This is a genomic window from Amycolatopsis granulosa (assembly GCF_011758745.1).
Lineage (GTDB): Bacteria > Actinomycetota > Actinomycetes > Mycobacteriales > Pseudonocardiaceae > Amycolatopsis_E > Amycolatopsis_E granulosa.
In genome coordinates this window covers 1,367,298-1,391,303 of sequence record NZ_JAANOV010000001.1, presented here as the reverse complement: position 1 = coordinate 1,391,303, position 24,006 = coordinate 1,367,298, and the positions used below count along the sequence as shown (strand labels likewise).

The window sequence follows — 24,006 nt, the reverse complement described above, 5'->3', positions numbered from 1 at the left end:
AGCATGAGCCGGGTCGCTGGGGGCAGGGAGGAGCGCCATGACCAGCAGCACGCCCGGGCAGGAGAACGAACCCAAACCTCGCACGGCCACGGTCAACCTGCCCTTCGTCCGGGCCGAGTTCCGCGCACCCGACCTGCGCCTGCCGCGGATGCCGAAACCGCGTGTGCCGGATCGCAATGAGGTGACCGCCGCCCTCGGCACCGCCCGGTCGTTCCTGCCGCCGCCACGACAGCTCGCGTACTGGGGCGGGCTCGGGGTGCTCGCCGCGGTCGAGCTGATCGAGTGGCCGGTGGCCGTGGCGATCGGCGTCGGCACGGCCGTCGCGAGCCGCGCCCGCGGTGCGGAGCCGCGCCCGCCCGCGGCGCAGCCGGCGGGCGAGCCCGCACAGGCGCAGCAGGGCGGCGAGTCCGGGCCGACCTCGCCCGCGGCCCAGGCGGCGCAGACCAAGCCCGCCCGGGCGCGCGCCGGGACGCAGAAGCGGAGTGGCGGCGCGGACACCTAGACCATGCGCCTGCCCTCCCCGGCCGGCGTCGTGCGCGCCCTCACCGGGCGCCGCTGCTGGACCTCCGGGCACCGCACCCACCTGGAGGTCCGTGGGCTGCACGAAACCGGCACCGCCAGCGCGGCCCGCGACCTCGAACGGCGCCTGACCGATCTCGACGGCGTGCACGCCGCCGCGGTGAACGCCGCGCTCGGCCGGGTCGCGGTGCACCACGATCCGGACGTGCCGCGCAGCGCCCTGGAGGGGGTCGTCAGCCAGGCCGAACGCGACTGGAACCTCACCGGCACCGCGCCCGCGAGCGAGATCCACCCGGCCAACCCCGCACCGGCCGTGCGTGAACTGGTCGCCCTGGGCACGCACCTCGCCGGGCTCACCTACACCGCGCTCGGCCGCGTCCTGCCCGCGCCCCCGGTGCCCGCCGTCGTACCCACGCTGGTGTCCCTGGTGGACTCCACGCCCGGCCTGCGCGCCGGGCTGGAACGGGTGCTCGGCCGTCCCGCCACCGAGGCCGTCCTCGCCCTCGGCGGGGCGGTCAGCCAGTCGCTCGCGCAGCGGCCGGTCGGACTGGTCACCGACGCCGCCTACCGCTGGTGCGTGCGGCGCGAGATCACCGCGCGCCGGCAGGCGTGGGAGCACTGGGAACGCCGCACCGGCGATCGGCTCGACCGGTACCGGACCGAGCCGCTGCGGCCGCCGGAGCGCCCGCGGCCCCGCCCGGACGGACCGGTCGAGCGGGTCGCGCGCGCCACCGCCGGTCTGGGCGTCGCCGGTGCGCTCGGCACGCTCCTGGCCACGCGGGACGGCCGGCGCGCCGGCGGTATCCTGCCGGCCGCCGTGCCACGCCCGGCGAAGGCCGGCCGCGAGGCGTTCGCCGCGCAGGTGGTCCGGGATCTCGCCGCGGCCGGCACCCTGGTCCTGGAACCGGCGGCGATCCGCCGGCTGGACCGCGTCGGCCACGTCGTCGTGGACGCCGCGCTGTTGCGCACCGGGCGCCGGGTGCCCGGGCAGGTCGTGGTCACCGGCGACGCGGACCCGGACGAGGTGACCAGTGCCGTCCTCGAGTGGGACGGCATGCAGACCCGCTGGGGGGACTGGTCGGTGCGGCGCCGCGGGGACACGATCGAGGTGTCGCACCGGGACGTGGTGGTCGCGCTCGCCGCGATGGAGGACGAGCCGCACCCGCTCGCCGAGGCGGTGCTCGCCGCGGCGCGGCGCGCGGGCACTGTGGTCCGCGCCGAACCGGCCGAGCTTCCCGCCCGGGTCCGCGAACTCCAGGCGGACGGGCACGTGGTCGCGGTGATCTCGCCGGACCCGCTCGCCACCGCCGTCGCCGACGTCGGCATCGGCGTGCCCGGCCGGGACGGGGACCTGCCGTGGCACGCGGATATCCTCTGCCCCGGCCCGGAACAGGCGTGCGGGGTGCTGGAAGCCGTCGAACCCGCGCACCGCGCCAGCCGCTACGCCGCCGGGCTGTCGGCCGCCGGATCGGCGCTGGGCGCGGTGTTCGGCGGGTTCGGCCCCGCCGGCACCGCGGGGTCCCGCGCCGGGTTCCCGGTCAGCTTCGCCACCCTGCTCGCCCTGGGTACCGGGTTGTGGACCGGGTCGGAGGCCGGGCGCAAGCCTGTGCCGATCCCGCTGGACCGCACGCCCTGGCACGCGATGTCCCCGGACGCCGTGCTGGCCCGGCTGGAGAGCCGCCACACCGGGCTGGCCGCCGAGGAGTCCGCGGAACGCCGCCGCGCCGAGTACCGCGAACCGGAGGCGCTGACGCTGGCGCGCGCCTCGGCCGAGGAACTCGGTGGGCCGCTCACCCCCGCGCTCGCCGCGGGGGCCGGGGTGAGCGCGAGCCTGGGATCGATCACCGACGCCGTGCTCATCATCGGGGTCCTCGGGCTGAACGCGCTGATCGGCGGCCTGCAACGGCTCGGCGCCGACCGCGAGCTGCACCACCTGCTCGACACCAGCGCGCTGCAGGTGCGGCTGCGCCGGGTCGGCACCGCGCTGACCGCGCGGGCGGAGGTTCTCGTGCCCGGGGACGTGATCGAACTGCGCGCCGGGGACGCGGTGCCGGCCGACTGCCGCGTGCTGGAGGCGTTCGGCCTCGAGGTGGACGAGTCGAGCCTGACCGGCGAGTCGCAGCTGGTGACCAAGAGCGAGCCGCCGACCGCCGCGGCCGCCGTCGCCGACCGGTCGTCGATGCTCTACCGCGGCACCGTCGTCGCCGCGGGGCGCGGCACCGGCGTGGTCGTCGCCACCGGTGAGCGCACCGAGGCCGGCCGCACCGCCCGGCTGGACGGCGAGGCGCCCCCGGTGACCGGGGTGGCCGCGCGGCTGGCCGAGCTGACCCGGCTCACGCTGCCGGTGACACTCGGTGCCGGCGTGGCCCTGCTGCTCGCGGACCTGGCCCGGGGCAACGGGATCAGCCAGGCGCTCGGCCGCGCCGTCGGGTTGTCGGTGGCGGCGGTGCCGGAGGGGCTGCCGTTCGTCGCCACGGTCGCCGAGCTGGCGTCCGCCCGGCGGCTGGCGCGGCGCGGGGTGCTGGCGCGCAGCCCGTCCACCATCGAGGCGCTGGGCCGCGTCGACGTGCTGTGCTTCGACAAGACCGGCACCCTGACCGAGGGCCGGATCCGGTTGCAGGAGGTGTCCGACGGGCACCACACCCGGCCGGTCGGCGAACTGACCCCGGAACTGGCCGGGGTGCTGGCCGCCGCGGTGCGGGCGAGCCCGTGGCACCTGACCGGGGAGACGCTGCCGCACCCGACCGACCGCGCGGTGCTCGACGCCGCCGCCGCGCACGGCATCGGCCCCGGGGACGTGACGTGGTTGTCGGAGCTGGGGTTCGAGCCGTCCCGCGGCTACCACGCGGTGCTCGCCGACACCCCGGACGGCCCGCTGCTCAGCGTCAAGGGCGCACCGGAGGCGGTGCTCGCGCGCTGCGACGGGCCGGACCGGCTGCCCGCCGCCGACCGGCTGGCGCGACAGGGGTTCCGGGTGCTCGCGGTCGCCGAACGCCGGGCGTCCGGGCGCGGCGACCTGGCGGAGGGCCGCATCCGCGGCCTGACGTTCCGCGGTCTGCTCGCGCTGGCCGATCCGGTCCGGCCCACCGCCGCGGCCGCGGTCGCGGACCTGCGGCGCGCCGGGGTGCGGGTCGTGATGATCACCGGTGACCACCCGGGCACCGCCGCCGCCATCGCCGCCGACCTCGGCCTGGACACCGGGCAAGCCGTGCTGACCGGAGCCGGGATCGACGCCGCGAGCGACGACGAGCTGGCCGCGCGGGCGCCCGGCGTCTCGGTGTTCGCCCGGGTCAGCCCGGCGCAGAAGGCGCGGATCGTGAAGCAGCTCAACCGCGCCGGACGCGTGGTGGCGATGACCGGCGACGGCGCCAACGACGTGCCCGCGATCCGCCTCGCGCACGTCGGCATCGCCCTCGGTGCGACGGCGACCCCGGCCACCCGGGAGGCCGCCGACCTGGTCGTCACCGACGACCGCATCGAGACGATCACCGACGCCATCGTCGAGGGCCGCGCGATGTGGGCGTCGGTGCGGGACGCCTTGTCGATCCTGCTCGGCGGGAACATGGGCGAGGTCGCGTTCACCGTCGGCGCCGGGGCGTTCAGCACCCGGGGCGCGCTGAACGCGCGGCAGCTGCTGCTGGTCAACCTGCTGACCGACGTGCTGCCCGCCATGGCCGTCGCGGTGCGCCCGCCGCCGGACGCCGATCCCGAGCAACTGTTGTCCGAGGGGCCGGAGACGTCGCTGGGCGCCGTCCTGACGCGGGACATGATCGCCCGCGCCGCCACCACCGCGGGCGCGGCGCTCGGCGGGTGGTTGTTCGCCCGCCCCGTCGGCACGCCGTCGCAGGCCGGCACGACCGGCCTGGTCGCGCTGGTGGCCGCCCAGCTGGGGCAGACGATGGCGGTGCGCGGGCGGACACCGCTGGTGCTGGCCGCCGGAGCCGGGTCGCTGCTCGCGCTGGCGGCCATCGTGCAGATCCCCGGGGTGAGCGGGTTCTTCGGCTGCAGCCCGCTGCTGCCGCACCAGTGGGGTATCGCCCTCGGCGCGGCGGCCGCGGCGACGGTGGCGCAGCTCGCGGTGCAGCGGGTGCGCACCGGGCACTGAGCGCGCACCCGGCACGGGGTGTTCCGGACGGGTTCACCCGCGCGACACGCGCTCGCAGCCGCGGCCTCATCCGCGCGAGCGACGGTGCCGGGGTAGGCCCGACACGAGGAGTTCCCCATGGCCGAGTTTGTCGCCACCGTGCTTGCCAAGATCGGTGCGAACCTGATCGAATCGTTGATCCTGCGGCTCGCGCAGTCGTTGTTCGCGTCCTCGTTCGCGCCGGCGAACGCCTGAGAGTCAGGCGCCGTGCCGGGTGGACGCCCGGACCACCAGCTCCGGGGTGAACACCACCTGCTGGTGCTGGTGCCGCGGGTCGGTCGTCTCCTGCAGGAGCAGTTCGGCGGCGGTGCGGCCCAGCTGCCTGCGTGGTTGCCGCACCGAGGTGAGCGGGACGGCGGCGGCCGCCGCGAAGTCGATGTCGTCGTAGCCGACGATCGCGAGGTCGCCGGGCACCTGTAGCCGCAGGCTCACGCACGTCTGCAGCAGGCCGAGCGCCAGCAGGTCATTCGCGCAGAACGCGGCGGTCGGCCGCGTCGAGGCCGGCAGCCCGGCCAGGCGCTGCCCGGCGGTCCGGCCCTCGGCGACCGTCAGCGCGGACGTCGTCAGGTCGACCAGGTTCTCCGGCCCCCGCCCGGCCTCCCGCAACGCCCGCAACGCGCCCTCGCGCCGGTCGCGGACCTGGCCCAAGGTGTCCGGGCCGCCGATGAACGCCACCCGCTCGTGCCCGAGCTCCAGCAGGTGCTGCACCGCGAGCCGCCCGCCCAGCACGTCGTCCACCGCGACCGAGCAGTGGTCGCCGGACCGTCCGGTGCGGTCCACGATCACCACCGGTATGCCGTGTGCCGCCGTCTCCGCCAGCACCGGTGCGTCCGGGTCGACCGGCGTGATCAGAATTCCTTGCACCCGTTGCTGTTCGAGCCGGCTCAGGTAGTCGCGCTCGCGCTCGGCGCGGTTGGCGCTGTTGCACAGGAACAAGGACAGGTCCGCCTCGTCGGCCGCGTCCTCCACCCCTTCGGCCACGTCGGTGAAGAACGGGTTGCTCCCGTCGAGCATCACGTAGGCCAGGATCCGGCTGCGCCCGGCGCGCAACTGCCGGGCGGTCTCGTTGCGGACGAACTTGAGCTCGGCCATCGCCGCTTCGACCTTCGCGCGGGTGCGGGGGCTGACCCGGTCCGGCCGGTTGAGGACGTTCGACACGGTCCCCAGTGACACGCCGGCGGCCGCCGCGACGTCCTTGATGCCCGCCGCCCGGGGCTCGGGAACCGCGCTCCCGCCGGTGGTCGTGCGCGTCACGTGGAACCTCCCTTGAAACGTCCAACAGGCCGAGGTTATCGGATCGCGATCATAGAACGTGGGCTGAACTGCGCAAAAACTTGTCGTTGACTTCGTGACGAAGCGGATAGTAGCGTCAGCGCGCCAGCTTATGAAACCTTTCATTTCGGAGGTCGCGATGGTGCGGCAGGAGCCGGGCGCGGTGCCCTTGCTGGAGGTCCGCGGCGTCACGAAGTCGTTCGGGGCGGTGGCCGCCGTGCAGGGTGTGTCGTTCCCGCTCCACGCCGGCGAGGCGCACGCGCTGGTGGGGGAGAACGGCGCGGGCAAGTCGACCATCGTCAAGATGCTCGCCGGGGTCCACCGTCCCGACACCGGGTCGCTCGTGGTCGACGGCAAGCCCGTCGAGTTCTCGTCCCCGGCCGACGCCAAGGCCGCCGGCATCGCCGTGATCTACCAGGAACCCACGCTGTTCCCCGACCTCACGGTCGAGGAGAACATCGTGATGGGCCGGCACCCGCGCAAGCGGCTGGGCATGATCGACCGCGGTTCGATCCGGGCCGAGGCGGAAAAGCTGTTCGCCCGCCTGGGCGTGCGGATCGACCCGGGCCGCCCGGCACGTGGCCTGTCGATCGCCGACCAGCAGATCGTCGAGATCGCCAAGGCGCTCTCCGCCGACGCGCGGGTGCTGATCATGGACGAGCCGACCGCGGCGCTGTCGCTGGTCGAGGTCGAGCGCCTGTTCTCGGTCGCGCGCACGCTGCGCGACGAGGGCGCGGCGATCATGTTCATCTCGCACCGCTTCGAGGAGATCACCGAGCTGTGCCAGCGCGTGACGATCATGCGGGACGGCAGGCACGTCTCCACCGATCCGCTGGAGGAGCTGACCGTCGACGAGATGGTCCGCCGCATGGTCGGCCGCGAGCTGGACGCGCTGTTCCCCAAGCAGGACGTCGAACCGGGCGAGGTGGTGCTCGAAGTGGACGGTCTCACCCGCGAGGGGGTCTTCCAGGACGTCTCCTTCTCCGTGCGGGCCGGGGAGATCGTGGCCTTCGCCGGTCTGGTCGGCAGTGGACGGTCCGAAGTGGTCCAGGCCGTGTTCGGCGTGGACGAGCGCGACGCGGGGACGGTGAAGCTGCACGGGCGAAAGCTCAAACCGGGCTCGCCGCGGGCCGCGATGGCCGCGGGCATGGCCCTCGTGCCCGAGGACCGCCGGCAGCAGGGGCTGGTGATGGACCTGTCGATCGAGCGGAACGTGACCCTGCCGCGCTCAGGCGCACTGGCGAAGCTGGGGTTCCTGTTCGGCGGCGGCGAACGCAAGGAGGCGCTGCGCTGGACCGAGCGCCTGCAGACCAAGTACGGCCGCCTCACCGACCTCGTCGGCACGCTGTCCGGCGGCAACCAGCAGAAGGTCGTGCTGGCCAAGTGGCTGTCGATGGCGCCGAGCGTGCTGATCGTCGACGAGCCGACGCGCGGCATCGACGTCGGGACGAAGGCCGAGGTGCACCGGCTCATGTCGTCCCTGGCGGCCGAGGGGGTCGCGGTGATCATGGTGTCGTCCGAGCTGCCGGAGGTGCTCGGCATGGCCGACCGCGTGCTGGTGATGCGGGAGGGCCGGATCGTCGCGGAGATCCCGCGCGCACAGGCCAGTGAGGACTCCGTGATGTTCGCGGCGATGGGGCAGGGAGCGGCGGCATGAGGACTGCTCGCAGGTCCGGATCATCGACCACCACGTTCGCCGACGTGATGATGCTGTCGCGCCTCGGCGCGCCCGGGAAGGAGGCGGCGTGAACGCGACGAAGGTGGTGGCCCCCAAGACGAGCCCGGGACGGACCGCGGCAGGCGGCCGGTTCTCGCTCGGCGGACTGTTCCGGGCGCGTGAGGCGGGCATCGTGCTCGCCCTGGTCGTGCTGGTCGCGTTCACCGCGACGCAGAACGCGCGGTTCCTGTCCCCGCAGAGCATCCGCGACATCCTGCTGAACACCGCGATCCTGGCCGTGCTCGCGGTCGGCCAGGCAACCGTGATGATCACCCGCAACATCGACCTGTCGGTCGGCTCGGTCCTCGGCCTGTCCGCGTTCGCGACCGGCTCCCTGCTGCAGGCCAACCAGGGGCTGCCGGTGATCGTGGCGCTCATCGCCGGCGTCGCGATCGGCGCCGCGTGCGGGGCGCTCAACGGCGTCGTGGTGCGGTTGGGCAAGGTGCCCGCGCTGGTGGTCACCCTCGGCACGCTCTACGCCTTCCGCGGCGCGGCCTACTTCTGGGCCGGCGGCGAGCAGATCAACGCCGACGAGCTGCCCGGCCACTTCCTCCGCTTCGGCAACTCCTCGATCCTCGGCATCCCGTGGCTGGTCCTGATCGCCGCGATCGTGCTGGTGGTCGCGGGAGTCGTGCTGCGCAACTACCGCGCCGGCCGCGAGCTGTACGCGATGGGGTCCAGCCCGCAGGCCGCTGAGCTGGCCGGCATCAAGGTCGGCCGCAACACCATCGCCGCGTTCCTGGTCTCCGGCGCGCTCGCCGGGGTCGCAGGCGTGCTGTTCGCCGCGCGGTTCGGCACGATCGACGCCGCCGCCGGCAACGGCTACGAGCTGAACGTGGTCGCCGCGGCGGTGGTCGGCGGGGTCGCGGTGTTCGGCGGCAGCGGGACGGTGTGGGGCGCGGGCCTGGGTGCTCTGCTGCTCACCGTCATCGGCAGCTCGCTGGCCGTCCTCGACATCAACCAGTTCTGGCAGCAGGCCATCGTCGGCGCGCTGATCCTGCTCGCGATCGGGGCGGACCGGCTGGTCGCCGTGCGGGTCGCCAAGTCACTGAAGAAGAGGGACTCCCATGTCTGACACGAGGACTCGCCCGGCGTGGCTGTCCCGCCTGGCGAGCTGGGACGCCGCGGTCATCGTGATCACGGTGCTGGTGCTGGTGATCGCGTCCGGCGCGGTGGAGAACTTCGGCAGCAGCCGCAACTTCACCTTCCTGCTGCTGGACCTGCTGCCGATCGCGCTGATCGCGCTGCCGATGACGTTCGTGATCGTGACCGGCGAGATCGACCTGTCGGTGGCGAGCACGCTCGGGCTCACCTCCGCGGTGATGGGCGATCTGTGGAACCGCGGCCTGCCCATCGAGACGATCATCCCGCTGTGCCTCGTGCTCGGGGCGGTGCTGGGCGCGCTCAACGGGTTCTTCGTGACCGTGCTGAAACTGCCGTCGCTGGCGGTCACCATCGGCACCCTGGCGCTGTACCGCGGGCTGGCGTTCGTGGTGCTGGGCGACTCCGCGGTGGCCGACTTCCCACGCGACTACACCTCGTGGGTGACCGGCACGATCGGCGGCGGTGCGATCCCGAACCTGCTGATCCCGCTCGTCGTGCTGGCGCTGGTGTTCGGCCTGGTGCTGCACGCGACCCCGATCGGGCGGTCGGTGTTCGCGGCCGGCGCGAGCGAGCAGGCCGCCCGGTTCGCGGGCATCCGGGTGGCGCGGCTGAAGTTCTGGCTGTACGTGGTCAGCGGGCTGGTCGCCGGTCTCGCCGGGGTGCTGTGGACGCTGCGCTACTCCAGCGCCCGTGCCGACAACGGCCTGGGCATGGAGCTGGCCGTGGTGGCGGCGGTCCTGCTCGGCGGCGTCTCCATCTTCGGCGGCAAGGGCACCCTGCCGGGCGTGCTGGCCGGGGTCGTCCTGCTGGCCACGCTGCAGAACGCCTTGCGACTGCAGGACGTGTCGAACGAAGCGCTCAACGTCGTCACCGGGGTGCTGTTGATCATCTCGGTGCTCCTGCCCAACATCGTCATCAGGTTCCGGGCTGCGCTGCGGCGCCGGGCGACCACGTAGAAAGGCGAAACGCCCATGAAGAGACGACTCCTCGCCGGTGCGGTGTCGGCAGCCCTCGTGCTGACGGTCGCCGCCTGCGGTGGCACCACCAAGAACGACAGCAACTCGGCCGGCGGCGGCGCGCAGTCCACGGCGCAGGCGAACCCGAACGCCGCCACCAAGGAAGGCGTCAAGATGGCCTTCCTGCCCAAGCAGCTCAACAACCCGTACTCGGACATCGAGGTGGGCGGCGGCAAGACCGCGATGGACGAGCTCAAGGGCCAGTACAAGCTGGTCGGACCGAACGACGCCAGTGCCTCCTCGCAGGTCAGCTACATCAACACGCTGATCCAGCAGCAGCAGGACGTCATCGGCATCGCCGCGAACGACCCGAACGCGGTGTGCCCGTCGCTCAACCAGGCGCGTGGCACCGGCATGAAGGTCGTGGCGTTCGACTCCGACGCGGCCAAGGACTGCCGCGACGTGTTCATCAACCAGGCCACCACCGAGGGCATCGGCGAGCAGCTGGCGAAGATGGCCGGCGAGCTGGCCGGCGGCTCCGGCGAGATCGCCATCCTGTCGGCTACCCCGAACGCCACCAACCAGAACGCCTGGATCGAGGTGTTCAAGCAGCAGCTGGCCAAGCCCGAGTACGCGAACCTGAAGCTGGTGAAGGTCGCCTACGGCAACGACGACGACCAGAAGTCGTTCCAGGAGGCGCAGGGCCTGCTCCAGTCGTACCCGAACCTGAAGGCGATCGTCGCGCCCACCACCGTCGGCATCGCCGCGGCCGCCCGCTACATCAGCTCCTCGGCCTACAAGGGCAAGGTCGCGGTCACCGGCCTGGGCACGCCGAACCAGATGCGTGAGTACGTCAAGGACGGCACGGTCACCAAGTTCGCGCTGTGGAACCCGGCCGACATCGGCTACCTGGCCGCCTACGCCGGTGTCGCGCTGGCCTCCGGCCAGATCACCGGTGCCGAGGGCCAGCGGTTCAAGGCCGGCAAGCTCGGTGAGTACACCATCGGCAAGGACGGCGAGATCGTCCTCGGCCCGCCGACGGTGTTCGACGCGAGCAACATCGACCAGTACAACTTCTGATGCTCCCCGGCCGGGCCGCGCCGGCGGTCCGGCCGGGTTTCCACCGAGGGAAGAACCCATGGCCCGATACTGCTTCTGCCTGCAGGTCAGACCCGAGCGGATGGCCGAGTACACCGAGCGGCACCGCACGGTGTGGCCGGAGATGCGGCAGGCGCTGACCGACAGCGGGTGGCGGAACTATTCACTGTTCCTGCGCGACGACGGCTTGCTCGTCGGGTACGTGGAGGCCGATGACCTGGACGCGGCACAGGCCGCCATGGCCCGCACCGAGGTCAACGCCCGCTGGCAGGCCGAGATGGCCGAGTTCTTCACCGGCCTCGGCGGACGCGGCCCCGATGAGGGGCTCCAGCTGCTCACCGAGGTCTTCCACCTGGAAGGAAAGTGATCCCGTTGTCCGACCTGACCGCCGTGAAAGAAGCCCTGCGGGCGCAGCGGATCGAGACGCCGTCGTGGGCCTTCGCCAACTCCGGCACCCGGTTCAAGGTGTTCCCGCAGCCCGGCGTCCCCCGGACCCCGGAGGAGAAGATCGCCGACGCGGCGAAGGTGCACGAGCTGACCGGCATCACGCCGACCGTGGCCCTGCACATCCCGTGGGACCGGGTCGCCGACTTCGGGGCATTGTCCCGCTACGCCAGCGACCTCGGGATCGCCATCGGGGCGATCAACACCAACGTGTTCCAGGACGAGGACTACAAGCTCGGCTCGGTCACCAACCCGGACCCGGCGATCCGCCGCAAGGCCACCGGCCACCTGCTCGAGGCGATCGACATCATGGACGTCACGGGCTCGCGGGACCTGAAGCTGTGGTTCTCCGACGGCATCAACTACCCCGGACAGGACGACCTGCGCAGCCGCCAGGACCGGCTCGCCGCCGCGCTGCGCGAAGCCTACGACCGGCTCGGCGACGACCAGCGGATCCTGCTGGAGTACAAGCTGTTCGAGCCGGCCTTCTACGCCACCGACGTGCCGGACTGGGGCACCTCCTACGCGCACTGCGTCGAGCTCGGCCCGAAAGCCACGGTGTGCATCGACACCGGTCACCACGCGCCGGGGACCAACATCGAGTTCATCGTCGCGTTCCTGCTGCGGCAGGGCAAGCTCGGCGCGTTCGACTTCAACTCGCGCTTCTACGCCGACGACGACCTGATGGCCGGCGCCGCCGACCCGTTCCAGCTGTTCCGCATCATGTGGGAGATCGTGCGCGCGGACGCGCTGGACCCGTCCGCCGGCATCAACTTCATGCTCGACCAGTGCCACAACATCGAGGCGAAGATCCCGGCGATCATCCGCTCGGTGCTCAACGTGCAGGAGGCCACCGCGAAGGCCCTGCTGGTCGACCGGGAGGCGCTGTTCGAAGCGCAGCGCAACGGGGACGTGCTCGGCGCCAACGCGGTGCTGATGGACGCCTACAACACCGACGTGCGGCCGCTGCTGGCCGAGCTGCGGGAGGAGTCCGGGCTGGACCCGGACCCGATCGCGGCCTACCACCGCAGCGGCTACCAGGACAAGATCGTCGCCGAACGAGCCGACGGCCCGCAGGCCGGTTGGGGAGCCTGACACCACCATGACGAACAATCCCGCCGCCGAACTCATCCGGCGCAGCAACGCCCTGGGCGCGGACCCGCGCAACACCAACTACGCCGGGGGCAACACCTCCGCCAAGGGCAGCGAGACCGACCCGGTCACCGGGCAGCCCACGGATTTGTTGTGGGTCAAGGGATCCGGGGGCGATCTGGGCACACTCACCGAGGCCGGGCTCGCCGTGCTGCGGCTGGACCGCCTGCGTGCCCTGGCCGGCGTCTACCCCGGTGTCGAGCGCGAGGACGAGATGGTCGCCGCGTTCGACTACTGCCTGCACGGCCGCGGTGGCGCCGCGCCGTCGATCGACACCGCGATGCACGGCCTGGTCGAGGCCACCCACGTGGACCACCTGCACCCGGACTCGGGTATCGCGCTGGCCACGGCCGCCGACGGCCCGGCGCTGACCAAGGAGTGCTTCGGCGACCGCGTGGTGTGGGTCGACTGGCGCCGCCCCGGGTTCCAGCTCGGCCTGGACATCGCCGCGGTGCAGCGGGCCAATCCGCAGGCGATCGGCGTGATCCTCGGCGGCCACGGCATCACCGCGTGGGGCGAGACCTCGGAGGAATGCCGGCGGAATTCCCTGGAGATCATCCGCGCCGCCGAGGAGTTCCTCGCCGAGCGGGGCAGCGCCGAGCCGTTCGGCCCGGTCGTGCCCGGCTTCGAGCCCTTGCCGGAGGAGGAGCGCCGCGCGCGGGCCGCCGCGCTCGCGCCGGTGATCCGCGGCCTCGCCTCGACCGACCAGCGTCAGGTCGGGCACTACACCGACAGCGACGTGGTGCTGGACTTCCTGTCCCGGGAGAAGCTGCAACCGCTCGCCGCGCTGGGCACCTCGTGCCCCGACCACTTCCTGCGCACCAAGGTCCGCCCGCTGGTGGTCGACCTGCCGGGCACCGCGCCGCTGGCGGACGTGGTGGCGCGGCTGACCGAGCTGCACGCCGCCTACCGTGAGGACTACCGCGCCTACTACGAGCGGCACGCCACCCCGGACAGCCCCCCGATGCGCGGTGCCGATCCGGCGATCGTGCTCGTCCCCGGCGTGGGCATGTTCTCCTTCGGCAAGGACAAGCAGACCGCGCGCGTCGCGGGCGAGTTCTACGTCAACGCGATCAACGTGATGCGCGGCGCCGAGGCGGTGTCCCGCTACGCGCCGATCCCGGAGAGCGAGAAGTTCCGCATCGAGTACTGGGCGCTGGAGGAGGCCAAGCTCCAGCGGATGCCCAAGCCGAAGCCGCTCGCGGGCCGGGTCGCGCTGGTCACCGGCGCGGGCTCGGGCATCGGCCGCGCCATCGCCGAACGGCTCGCCGCCGAGGGCGCGTGCGTGGCGATCGCCGACCTCAACGGCGACGCGGCCGAGGAGGTCGCGCGGAGCATCGGCGGCACCGACCGGGCGGTCTCCGTGGTCGCGAACGTGACCGACGCCGACGCGGTGTCCGCCGCTGTCGACGCGACCGTGCTCGCGTTCGGCGGTATCGACCTCGTGGTCAACAACGCCGGTCTGTCCATTTCGAAGCCGCTGCTGGAGACCACCGAGAAGGACTGGGACCTCCAGCACGACGTGATGGCCAAGGGCTCGTTCCTGGTGTCGCGGGCGGCGGCGAAGGCGATGATCGCGCAGGGTCTCGGCGGCGACATCGTCTACATCTCGTCGAAGAACTCGGTGTTCGCCGGCCCGAACAACGTCGCCTACGGCGCGGCCAAGGCCGACCAGGCGCACCAGGTGCGGCTGCTGGCGGCCGAGCTGGGCGAGCACGGCATCCGCGTCAACGGCGTCAACCCCGACGGGGTGGTGCGCGGCTCCGGGATCTTCGCCGGGGGCTGGGGCGCGCAGCGGGCCGCCGTCTACGGCGTGCCGGAGGAGGACCTGGGCAAGTTCTACGCCCAGCGCACCATCCTCAAGCGCGAGGTGCTGCCCGAGCACGTCGCCGCGGCGGTGTTCGCGCTCACCGGCGGCGACCTGACGCACACCACCGGCCTGCACGTGCCCGTCGACGCGGGTGTCGCGGCCGCGTTCCTCCGCTGACGCAGGAAAGGACTGGGACACATGACCCTGGAGCGGATCACCCCGCGGCGCACCCGCGTCGGCCTCGTCGCCGGTGGCCTCGGCGCGTACTGGCCGCAGTTCCCCCAGCTGTTGCCGCAGTTGCAGGCGTCCGCCCGGCGCGTGGCCGAACAGCTGTCCGGAATGGACTGCGAAGTGGTGGACGCCGGGTTCGTCTCGGACGCGCGGGAGGGCGCGGCCGCGGCGGAGCAGCTGCGGGTCGCCGACTGCGACCTGATCATCGGCTTCCTCACCACGTACCTCACGTCCAGCATGCTGGTGCCGATCGCGCAGCGCAGCGGTTCGCCGGTGCTGCTGCTCAACCTGCAGCCCACCGAGGCGATGGACCACGCGAACTTCGACACCGGGGCGTGGCTCGCCTACTGCGGCGCCTGCCCGCTGCCCGAGATGGCCAACGCCTTCCGCCGCGCCGGCGTCGAGTTCCGCTCGGTGTCGGGGTACCTGGAGGACGAGCGGGCCTGGGCCCGCATCGAGCGGTGGATAGCCGCGGCGGGGGTGCGCGCGGCGCTGCGGCACGGGCGGCACGGCCTGCTCGGTCACCTCTACCCGGGCATGATGGACGTCGCGACCGACCCGACGCTGGTCTCCGCGCAGCTCGGCGGGCACGTGGAGATCCTGGAGATCGACGACCTGCGGGTGCGGGTGGAGCAGGTCACCGAGGCCGAAACCCGCGCGCGGATGGACCTGGCGCGGGAGATCTTCGACGTGGACTCCTCGGTCGTGGCGGAGGATTTTGCCTGGGGCGCCAAGGTGTCGGTGGCGCTGGACCGGCTCGTCGAGGACTTCGCGCTGGACTCGCTCGCCTACTACCACCGCGGGCTGGACGGCGAGACCCACGAGCGTGTCGGGGCCGGGTTCATCCTCGGCGCGTCGCTGCTCACCGCGCGCGGCATCCCGGCCGCCGGGGAGTACGAGCTGCGCAACTCCCTGGCGATGCTGATCATGGACCGGCTCGGCGCGGGCGGCTCGTTCACCGAACTGCAGGCGCTCAACTTCCGCGACAACGTCGTGGAGATGGGCCACGACGGGCCGGCGCACCTGGCGATCAGCGCCCGCCGGCCGTTGCTGCGCGGCCTGGGTGTCTACCACGGCAAGCGCGGCTGGGGCGTGTCGGTCGAGTTCGACGTCAAGCACGGCCCGGTCACCCTGCTCGGCCTCGGCCAGGACCGGGACGGCACGTTCTCGCTGGTCGCGGCCGAGGGCGAGGTCGTGCCCGGCCCGCTGCTGTCGATCGGCAACACCACCTCCCGGGTGGACTTCGGGTGCGATCCGGGGGAGTGGACCGACGCCTGGTCGGGCACCGGCGTCGACCACCACTGGGCGCTGGGCGTCGGGCACCGGGTGCCGGAGCTGACGGCGGTGGCCGACCTGCTCGGCCTCGAGCTGCGCGTGGTGCGGGTGTGATGCGGCTGGCGGCTGCCGACCTCGGCGCCTCCAGCGGGCGGGTCATGGCCGGCACGGTCGGTCCCGGTGTGCTGTCCGTGACGGAGGTGCACCGGTTCCCCAACGGCGGTGTCCGGGTCGCCCGCGCCGGGGGCTCGACCCTGCACTGGGACGTCCTCGGCCTGTACCGGGAGGTGCTGGCCGGCATCCGCGCCGCGCATCGGGGCGGTGAACTGGCCGGTATCGGCATAGACTCCTGGGCTGTGGACTACGGGTTGCTCGACGCCTCGGGCGCGCTGCTGGGCAACCCCGTGAACTACCGCGACTGCCGTACCGAGGGCATCCCCGAGCGGGTCCTGGAGACGGTCCCGGCGGGTGAGATGTTCGGCATCACCGGTCTGCAGCAGCTGCGGTTCAACACGCTCTACCAGCTGCTCGCCGAGCACGACCTGCGCTCCGCCGAGACGATGCTGCTGATCCCGGACCTGCTGAACTACTGGCTGACCGGGGCGCGCGGCGCCGAACGCACCAACGCCTCCACCACCCAGCTCTACGACGTGCGGTCGCGGGACTGGGCGACCGGGCTGGCCGAGCGCGTCGGCATCCCGCCGCGGTTGCTGCCGCCGCTGCACGACCCCGGCACCGTGGTCGGCACGTTGCGGCCCGATCTGGCCGACGAACTGGCGCTGCCGGAGCTGCCGGTGGTCGCGGTCGGCTCGCACGACACCGCGTCGGCCGTGGTCGCGGTGCCGGCCGAGCCGGGCACCAACTTCGCCTACATCTCCTCCGGCACCTGGTCGCTGGTCGGCCTGGAGCTGGAGGCCCCCGAGCTGAGCGACGCGGCCCGGGCCGCGAACTTCACCAACGAGGGCGGCGTCGACGGCACGATCCGGTTCCTGCGCAACGTGATGGGCCTGTGGGTGCTGTCGGAGTCGCTGCGCACCTGGGAGGCGCGGGGCACGCCGGTGCCGCTGCCCGAGCTGCTGGCGCAGGCCGCCGCGGTGCCGGCGCTGTCCGCGGTCGTCGACATCGACGCGCCGGTGTTCCTGCCGCCGGGGGACATGCCCGCGCGGATCCGGCAGGCGTGCGCGGACACCGGTCAGCGCGTGCCGGAGACGCCGGGGGAGATCACCCGGTGCGTGCTCGACAGCCTCGCACTCGCCTATCGCCGGACCGTGCGCCAGGCGTGCGAGGTCACCGGACGGCCGGTCGACGTCGTGCACGTCGTCGGCGGCGGGGCACGCAACGAGCTGCTGTGCCAGCTCACCGCGGACGCCTGCGGCGTGCCGGTGCTGGCCGGTCCGGTCGAGGCCGCCGCGCTGGGCAACGTGCTCGTCCAGGCGCGAGCACTGGGCGCGGAGCTGCCGGACCTGGCGGCGATGCGCGCCCTGATCCGGGCGACGCACGAACTGCGCCGCTACGAACCGGCCGGCAGCGCGGCGGACTGGGCGGAGGCGGCGGCACGGATCGATCCGGGGGTGGTGGCATGAAGGTCGCCGTGCAGGTCACCTGCATCAACGACGCGATGTTCCCGGACACCGGCGAGGCGGTGTTCACGCTGCTGCGGCGGCTCGGGGTGGCGGCGGACTTCCCGGCGGCGCAGACTTGCTGCGCGCAGCCGATGGTCAACACCGGCTACCTCGACGAGGCCGTGCCGGTGGTCCGCAACTTCGTCGACGCCTTCGCCGGGTACGACGCGATCGTCACCCCGTCCGGGTCGTGCGCCGGGTCGGTGCGGCACCAGCACGCGATGGTCGCGCGGCGCAGCGGGGACGGCCGGCTGGCCGCGGCGGTGGCGCGGACCTCGCCGAAGGTGTACGAGCTGACCGAGTTCCTGGTCGACGTGCTCGGCGTGACCGACGTGGGCGCCTACTTCCCGCACCGCGTCACCTACCACCCGACCTGCCACTCGCTGCGGATGCTCGGTGTCGGTGACCGGCCGCTGCGGCTGTTGCGCGCGGTGCGCGGGATCGACCTGGTGGAGCTGCCCGCCGCGGACGAGTGCTGCGGGTTCGGTGGCACGTTCGCGGTGAAGAACGCGGAGACCTCGACCGCGATGGGTGCGGACAAGGCGCGGCACGTGCTCGACACCGGCGCCGAGGTACTGGTCGCCGGGGACAACTCGTGCCTGCTGCACATCGGCGGGCTGCTGTCGCGGCAGCGCACCGGGGTGCGCGTGATGCACCTGGCCGAGGTCCTGGCCCGGACGGAGGACGCATGAGCGGGACTTTCGTGGGGATGCCGGCCTTCCCGGCCGCGGCGCGGGAGGCGTTGTCGGACGCCCAGCTGCGCCGCAACCTCGCGCACGCGACCAGCACGATCCGCGCGAAGCGGGCGGCGGTGGTCGGCGAGGTGGACGAGTGGGAGGAGCTGCGCCTGGCGGGCGCGGCGATCAAGGACAACGTGCTGCACCACCTCGACGAGCACCTGCTGCGGCTGGAGCAGTCGCTGACCGAGCGGGGCGCCACGGTGCACTGGGCGCGCGACGCGGCCGAGGCGTGCGAGATCGTCGCCTCGATCGCCCGGCGGCACGACGCCGACGAGGTCGTCAAGGTCAAGTCGATGGCGACGCAGGAGATCGGGCTCAACGAGGCACTCGCCGCGCACGGCATCACCGCGTGGGAGACCGACCTGGCCGAGCTGATCGTGCAGCTCGGCGACGACCTGCCGTCGCACATCCTGGTGCCGGCGATCCACCGCAACCGCGCGGAGATCCGGGAGATCTTCCGCGAGCGGATGGCCGCGGCCGGGCGGCCGGCGCCGGAGAACCTGTCCGACGTGCCGCGGGAACTGGCCGCGGCGGCGCGGCTGCACCTGCGGGAGAAGTTCCTGCGCGCGAAGGTGGCGGTGTCCGGGGCGAACTTCGCGATCGCCGAGACCGGGACGCTCGTCGTGGTCGAGTCCGAGGGCAACGGGCGGATGTGCCTGACCCTGCCCGAGGTGCTGGTGTCGGTGGTCGGGATCGAGAAGATCCTGCCTGCCTGGTCCGATCTGGACGTGTTCCTGCAACTGCTGCCGCGGTCGAGCACCGGGGAGCGGATGAACCCCTACACCTCGATGTGGTCGGGCGGCACCGAAGGCCAGGAGGCGCACGTGGTGCTGCTGGACAACGGCCGCACCCGCGCCCTGGCCGACGAGGTGGGGCGGCAGGCGCTGCGCTGCATCCGGTGCTCGGCCTGCCTGAACGTGTGCCCGGTCTACGAGCGCACCGGCGGGCACGCCTACGGCTCGGTGTACCCGGGTCCGATCGGGGCGATCCTGAACCCGCTGCTGCGCGGGGTGGGCGTGGACGAGCAGACCGATTCGCTGCCCTACGCCTCCAGCCTGTGCGGCGCGTGTTTCGAGGTGTGCCCGGTGCGCATCGACATCCCGGAGGTGCTCGTGCACCTGCGGTCCCAAGTGGTCGATGCGCACCGCGCGGGCCCGCCGAAGGGTGAGGCGGTCGCGATGAAGTCGGCGGCCTGGGTGCTGTCCGGCGCGCGTCGCCTGAGCTGGGCCGAGCGCGGTATGGGCGTGGCCGGGCGGGTGCTGAACCGCCTGGGCCGCAAGGTGATGCCCGGTGGGCGCCGTGCCCTGGGCCGGCTGCCGTGGCCGGGTTCGCTGTGGAGCAACGCGCGGGACGTGCCGGCGCCACCGGCGGAGTCGTTCCGCGCCCGGTGGCGGCGGGAGGGCCGGCGATGAGCGCGCGGGAGGAGATCCTCGGCCGGGTGCGGTCCGCGCTGGCTTCGGCCGACCGCACCGACGCGCCGGTTCCCCGGGACTACCGCACCGCGGTGCCGCCCGGGGACATCGTGGCGCTGTTCGCCGAGCGGCTGGTGGACTACCGGGCCGAGCTGACCCGCTGCACCCCGGACTCGGTGCCGGCGGCCCTGGCGGCCGCGCTGGGCCCGGTGTCGGCGGTGCTGGTGCCGGACGGGTTCCCGTGGCAGGTGCCCGGTGCGGTGGCCGACACCGGGCAGACGCCGGTCGAGCTGGACCGGCTGGACGCCGTGGTGACGCTGGCGGCACTGGCGATCGCCACCACCGGCACGATCGTGCTGGACCACGGGCCCGGCCAGGGGCGGCGGGCGGTGAGCCTGGTGCCCGACCTGCACGTGTGCGTGCTGCGCACCGACCAGATCGTGCCCGGCGTGCCGCAGGCCGTGGCCGCGTTGTCGCCGGATCGCCCGCAGACCTGGATCAGCGGCCCCAGTGCGACGAGCGACATCGAGCTGGACCGCGTCGAGGGCGTGCACGGGCCGCGGACGCTGCACGTGCTGCTGGTGTCGCCCTGACGACGGCCCAGCGGCGCGCCGGGGTGCCGCGTGCGGACCTCGACCTGCCGGGACGGACACACCACCCGGGGCGGTGAACTCGCCGCCCGGGGTGGTGAACACGCTGCCTGGGTGGTGAACACGGCGACCGGGGTGGCGAACACGCGGGCCGGGGGCGGTCTCGATCGGGCGGTGGCGCACCCTGCGACGCTGCGCGAGCGGCCCTACCATCGCGGAGGTAGGGGGTGACCGATGCAGCTCGACCTCACCGGGAGGACGGCCCTGGTCACCGGTTCCACGCAGGGGATCGGTGCGGCGATCGCGCTCGGGCTCGCGCGGTCGGGGGCCCGGGTCGCCGTCAACGGCCGCCGTGCCGACACGGTGGCGAAGGCCGTCGAGCAGCTCACCGCCGAGGTGCCGGATGCGCAGGTGGTGCCGGTGGTCGCGGACATCGCGAGCGAGCAGGGCGGGCGCGAGGTGGTGGAGCAGCTGCCGCGCACCGACATCCTGGTCAACAACCTGGGCGTGTTCGGCGCCGCGGACCCGCTGGAGATCAGCGACGACGAGTGGCGCCGGTACTTCGAGGTGAACGTGCTGGCCGCGGTCCGGCTGACGCGCGCCTACCTGCCGCGCATGACCGAGCAGGGCTGGGGCCGCATCCAGTACATCGCGAGCGATTCGGCGATCGTCATCCCCGCCGAGATGATCCACTACGGCATGTCGAAGACGGCTCTGCTGGGCGTCTCCCGCGGGTTCGCCAAGGCCGCGGCGGGCACCGGCGTGACCGTGAACGCCGTGATCGCCGGGCCCACGCACACCGGCGGTGTCGAGGACTTCGTCTACGAACTGGTCGATCGCGGCCTGCCGTGGGACGAGGCGCAGCGGGAGTTCATGCGCACGCACCGGCCGCAGTCGCTGTTGCAGCGCCTGATCGAGCCGGCCGAGATCGCGAACATGGTCGTCTACCTCAGCTCGCCGCAGGCGTCGGCGACCACCGGCGCCGCGGTGCGGGTGGACGGCGGATACGTGGATTCGATCGTGCCCTGACCCCGGGGAGGCGTCATGCCCGAACGCACGCGCATCGTGATCGTCGGCGGCGGGTTCGCCGGGTTCTCCGCGGCCCGGGCGCTGCTCAAGACGCTCCCGCCGGACTCCGGTGCGGAGATCGTGCTGGTCAACCGGACCGACTACTTCCTGTACCTGCCGCTGCTGCCCGAGGTGTCTGCCGCGGTGATCGACCCGCGGCGTGTCACGGTATCGCTGCCCGCGGCGCTGCCCGGGGTCCGTCTCGCCCTCGGCGAGGTGACCGCGCTGATGCTGGACGAACGCAAGCTGACGTACGTGGACCCCGAGGGCACCTCCCGGGCGCTCGACTACGACCGGCTGATCGTCGCGGTCGGCAGCGTCAACAAGCTGCTGCCCATCCCGGGCATCGCGGAGCACGCGCACGGGTTCCGCACCGTGCCGGAGGCCCTGTACCTGCGCGATCACGTGATCCGCCAGGTCGAGCTGGCGGCGGCCGCGGACGACCCGGTCGAGCGGGACGCGCGCTGCACGTTCGTCGTGGTCGGCGCCGGGTACACCGGCACCGAGGTGGCCGCGCAGGGGCCGCTGTTCACCACCGCCATCGCCCGGCACCACCGGGAGCTGGCGGGACAGCGCATGCGCTGGTTGCTGCTCGACCTGGCGCCGAAGGTGCTGCCCGAACTCGACCGGCGGCTGTCGCGGGCCGCTGACCGCGTGCTCCGGCACCGCGGTGTCGAGATCATGACCGGGACGTCGGTCAAGGAGGCGACGACCGGGGGTGTGCTGCTGACGACCGGTGAGTTCGTGCCGTCCCGGACCCTGGTGTGGTGCGTCGGCGTGCGCCCCGACCCGCTGGTGGAGTCCGCGGGGGTGGCCACCCAGCGCGGGCGGCTGTGCGTCGAGCCCACCCTGGTCGTGCCGGGCCACCCCGAGGTGTTCGCCTGCGGGGACGCCGCGGCCGTGCCGGACCTGACCCGGCCCGGCGAGGTGACGGCGATGACCGCCCAGCACGCCACCCGGCAGGGCACGCTGGCCGGGCACAACCTGGCGGCCACGCTCGGGCACGGCCAGATGCGCGAGTACCGGCACCACGATCTGGGGTTCGTGGTCGACCTCGGCGGCGCGCAGGCCGCGGCCAACCCGTTGCACATCCCGCTGTCGGGCCTGCCGGCGAAGGCCGTAACCCGCGGGTACCACCTGCTGGCGATGCCCGGAAACCGGGTGCGCACGGCGGTGGACTGGGCCCTGGACGCGACGCTCGGCCGCCAGACGGTGCAGCTGGGCCTGGTGCGCTCGGCCGCGGTACCACTGGAAACGTCAACCGTGCAGTCCTGACTGGACTCTCGTCGTGTTTGCCTTCCCTGGCGGCGTGTTTGCCAGAGCGCGCGCTGTGTTCGCCCTTCCGGGCGGCGTGTTCGCCGCTCCCGGGCGCGTCCGTTCCGCGGTAGCGCATCCTCGTTGCGCCGCTCGTTCCTCGATGCCTAAACTGGGCCCGTGATCACCGGGACGGCCGCGCGCCACACACGGGAAGGCGACCCGGTGGCGGGCTGATCGCGACGCGTGGACCGCCGGGAGCGGAGTGCTCCCAGCTCCCGTCCACACCATCGTCCGCGAGGAAATCCATGACCGTCACCTTCAACCACACCATCATCGCCAGCAAGGACCGGCACGCGTCGGCGCGCTTCTTCCGGGAGCTGTTCGAACTCCCGGAGGCCCCGTCGTGGGGGCCGTTCGTCAACGTGCTGCTCGACGAAGGCGTGATGCTCCAGTTCGCCGAACCGCCGGTGGACATCCAGATGCAGCACTACGCCTTCCTGGTCGACGACGGCCTGTTCGACCGCGCCTACGGCCGCCTCGTCGAGCAGGGCATCGAGCACTGGGCCGACCCGCAGATGCGGCGGCCCGGTGAGACCAACACCGAACACGGCGGGCGGGGCGTCTACTTCAAGGACCCCGCCGGGCACGCGATCGAGATCATCACCCGGCCCTACCTGTAGCGCGACGGGCGGGCGCCGAGCCGGTCCACCAGTGCCGCGAGCGCCCGCCCCAGCGGCAGGTCGACACGGACGGCGGCGTACTTGTCGCCGCGGGTCGGCCCCTGGTTCACGATCGCGACGGGTGTGCCGGCTTCCGCGGCGCGGCGGACGAACCGCAGGCCCGACATGACGGTCAGGGACGAGCCGAGCACCAGCAGCGCGGACGCCGTGTCCACCAGGCGGTAGCAACGGTCCACACGGGACGGTTCGACGTTCTCCCCGAAGAACACCACGTCCGGCTTCAGCACGCCCCCGCACCGCAGGCACGCCACCACCCGGAAACCGTCCACGGCCGTCTCCGGGAGCTCGACGTCCCCGTCCGGGTTGATCCGGCCGGCGGTCGCGGCGAAATCCGGGTTCGCCTCGCGCAGGCGGCGGTCCAGCTCCTCCCGCGCCGACCGCGCGCCGCAGGACAGGCACACCACGCGGTCGAGGCTGCCGTGCAGCTCGACCACGTCCGGAGTTCCCGCCGCCTGGTGCAGGCCGTCCACGTTCTGCGTGATCACCCCGGCGACCAGGCCCGCGGCCCGCAGCGCCGCCACCCCGCGGTGCCCCTCGTTGGGGCGCGCCCGCGCGATCGTGCGCCACCCGAGGTGGCTGCGCGCCCAGTAGCGGCGCCGGGCGTGCTCGGCGGCGACGAACTCCTGGTAGGTCATCGGCGTGTGCCGGCGCAGACTGCCGGTCGCGCCGCGGTAATCCGGGATCCCCGATTCGGTGGACAACCCGGCGCCGCTGAGCACGACGACCCCGCCCGCCCCGGTGAGGCGGACCACGTCGTCCAGGCTGGTGGTGCGTGGCAATGGCTCGCCCGCCGGCGTCCAGCTCAGGGTCGGTCGTGTCCGCACCCCCGCGAGTGTACGTGCGGAAAATCCGGTT

The 24,006-nt window shown here is 73.1% G+C and carries 19 protein-coding genes; 17 read left to right on the top strand and 2 right to left on the bottom strand.

Annotation, left to right across the window (positions count from 1 at the left end; genetic code table 11):
- Positions 1–37 precede the first annotated feature (37 nt).
- Positions 38–502 carry a hypothetical protein gene (locus FHX45_RS27745; RefSeq protein WP_208405830.1) on the top strand — a complete coding sequence of 155 codons (465 nt, stop codon included), beginning with the start codon at positions 38–40 and terminating at the stop codon, positions 500–502.
- A 3-nt stretch (positions 503–505) separates the two neighbouring features.
- Entirely contained in the window at positions 506–4,624 is a 4,119-nt protein-coding gene (locus tag FHX45_RS06760) for a cation-translocating P-type ATPase (protein WP_167097676.1), read from the top strand.
- Positions 4,625–4,861: 237 nt separating this feature from the next.
- Here the strand turns inward: FHX45_RS06760 and FHX45_RS06755 are convergent, their stop codons facing one another.
- Entirely contained in the window at positions 4,862–5,863 is a 1,002-nt protein-coding gene (locus tag FHX45_RS06755; RefSeq protein ID WP_167108530.1) for a substrate-binding domain-containing protein, read from the bottom strand.
- A gap of 211 nt (positions 5,864–6,074) precedes the next feature.
- On the opposite strand from FHX45_RS06755, the gene FHX45_RS06750 reads away from it, so the two are divergent.
- The 15 genes from FHX45_RS06750 (at position 6,075) to FHX45_RS06680 (ending at position 23,091) form a co-directional block, all read left to right on the top strand.
- Complete coding sequence (locus tag FHX45_RS06750) at positions 6,075–7,592, top strand: sugar ABC transporter ATP-binding protein (protein ID WP_167097674.1); 1,518 nt, start codon at positions 6,075–6,077, stop codon at positions 7,590–7,592.
- A gap of 88 nt (positions 7,593–7,680) precedes the next feature.
- Positions 7,681–8,727 carry an ABC transporter permease subunit gene (locus tag FHX45_RS06745; protein ID WP_167097672.1) on the top strand — a complete coding sequence of 349 codons (1,047 nt, stop codon included), beginning with the start codon at positions 7,681–7,683 and terminating at the stop codon, positions 8,725–8,727.
- On the top strand, positions 8,720–9,712 hold the full coding sequence (locus tag FHX45_RS06740) for an ABC transporter permease (RefSeq protein WP_167097670.1): 993 nt from the start codon (positions 8,720–8,722) through the stop codon (positions 9,710–9,712). Before FHX45_RS06745 ends, FHX45_RS06740 begins: the two co-directional genes overlap by 8 nt.
- Positions 9,713–9,727: 15 nt before the next feature.
- Positions 9,728–10,792 carry a rhamnose ABC transporter substrate-binding protein gene (rhaS, locus tag FHX45_RS06735; protein ID WP_167097668.1) on the top strand — a complete coding sequence of 355 codons (1,065 nt, stop codon included), beginning with the start codon at positions 9,728–9,730 and terminating at the stop codon, positions 10,790–10,792.
- Between the two features lie 58 nt (positions 10,793–10,850).
- Positions 10,851–11,177: an L-rhamnose mutarotase gene (locus FHX45_RS06730; RefSeq protein ID WP_167097666.1), complete on the top strand. Its 327-nt coding sequence runs from the start codon at positions 10,851–10,853 to the stop codon at positions 11,175–11,177.
- On the top strand, positions 11,174–12,349 hold the full coding sequence (gene rhaI, locus FHX45_RS06725; protein WP_167097664.1) for an L-rhamnose isomerase: 1,176 nt from the start codon (positions 11,174–11,176) through the stop codon (positions 12,347–12,349). Before FHX45_RS06730 ends, rhaI begins: the two co-directional genes overlap by 4 nt.
- A 7-nt stretch (positions 12,350–12,356) precedes the next feature.
- Positions 12,357–14,393, top strand: coding sequence for a bifunctional aldolase/short-chain dehydrogenase (locus tag FHX45_RS06720; protein ID WP_167097662.1), 2,037 nt, complete (start codon positions 12,357–12,359; stop codon positions 14,391–14,393).
- A gap of 21 nt (positions 14,394–14,414) precedes the next feature.
- Positions 14,415–15,836 (top strand): L-fucose/L-arabinose isomerase family protein, encoded by a 1,422-nt coding sequence (locus FHX45_RS06715; RefSeq protein WP_167097660.1) that lies wholly within the window; start codon positions 14,415–14,417, stop codon positions 15,834–15,836.
- Positions 15,836–17,305, top strand: a complete 1,470-nt coding sequence (locus FHX45_RS06710) for a rhamnulokinase (protein WP_208405828.1) — start codon at positions 15,836–15,838, stop codon at positions 17,303–17,305. Before FHX45_RS06715 ends, FHX45_RS06710 begins: the two co-directional genes overlap by 1 nt.
- Positions 17,302–18,036 carry a (Fe-S)-binding protein gene (locus FHX45_RS06705; protein WP_167097658.1) on the top strand — a complete coding sequence of 245 codons (735 nt, stop codon included), beginning with the start codon at positions 17,302–17,304 and terminating at the stop codon, positions 18,034–18,036. Before FHX45_RS06710 ends, FHX45_RS06705 begins: the two co-directional genes overlap by 4 nt.
- Positions 18,033–19,496 (top strand): lactate utilization protein B, encoded by a 1,464-nt coding sequence (locus FHX45_RS06700; protein WP_167097656.1) that lies wholly within the window; start codon positions 18,033–18,035, stop codon positions 19,494–19,496. The genes FHX45_RS06705 and FHX45_RS06700 overlap by 4 nt, the downstream gene beginning before the upstream one ends.
- Complete coding sequence (locus tag FHX45_RS06695; RefSeq protein WP_167097654.1) at positions 19,493–20,089, top strand: LutC/YkgG family protein; 597 nt, start codon at positions 19,493–19,495, stop codon at positions 20,087–20,089. The genes FHX45_RS06700 and FHX45_RS06695 overlap by 4 nt, the downstream gene beginning before the upstream one ends.
- A gap of 231 nt (positions 20,090–20,320) precedes the next feature.
- Complete coding sequence (locus FHX45_RS06690; RefSeq protein ID WP_167097652.1) at positions 20,321–21,115, top strand: SDR family NAD(P)-dependent oxidoreductase; 795 nt, start codon at positions 20,321–20,323, stop codon at positions 21,113–21,115.
- 15 nt (positions 21,116–21,130) lie between these two features.
- Positions 21,131–22,429, top strand: coding sequence for an NAD(P)/FAD-dependent oxidoreductase (locus tag FHX45_RS06685; RefSeq protein ID WP_167097650.1), 1,299 nt, complete (start codon positions 21,131–21,133; stop codon positions 22,427–22,429).
- A 287-nt stretch (positions 22,430–22,716) separates the two neighbouring features.
- Positions 22,717–23,091 (top strand): VOC family protein, encoded by a 375-nt coding sequence (locus FHX45_RS06680; RefSeq protein WP_167097648.1) that lies wholly within the window; start codon positions 22,717–22,719, stop codon positions 23,089–23,091.
- On the opposite strand, the gene FHX45_RS06675 is transcribed toward FHX45_RS06680, so the two are convergent.
- Positions 23,082–23,975 carry an NAD-dependent protein deacetylase gene (locus FHX45_RS06675; RefSeq protein WP_167097646.1) on the bottom strand — a complete coding sequence of 298 codons (894 nt, stop codon included), beginning with the start codon at positions 23,973–23,975 and terminating at the stop codon, positions 23,082–23,084. The two genes, FHX45_RS06680 and FHX45_RS06675, sit on opposite strands and share 10 nt — an antisense overlap.
- Positions 23,976–24,006: the final 31 nt, after the last annotated feature.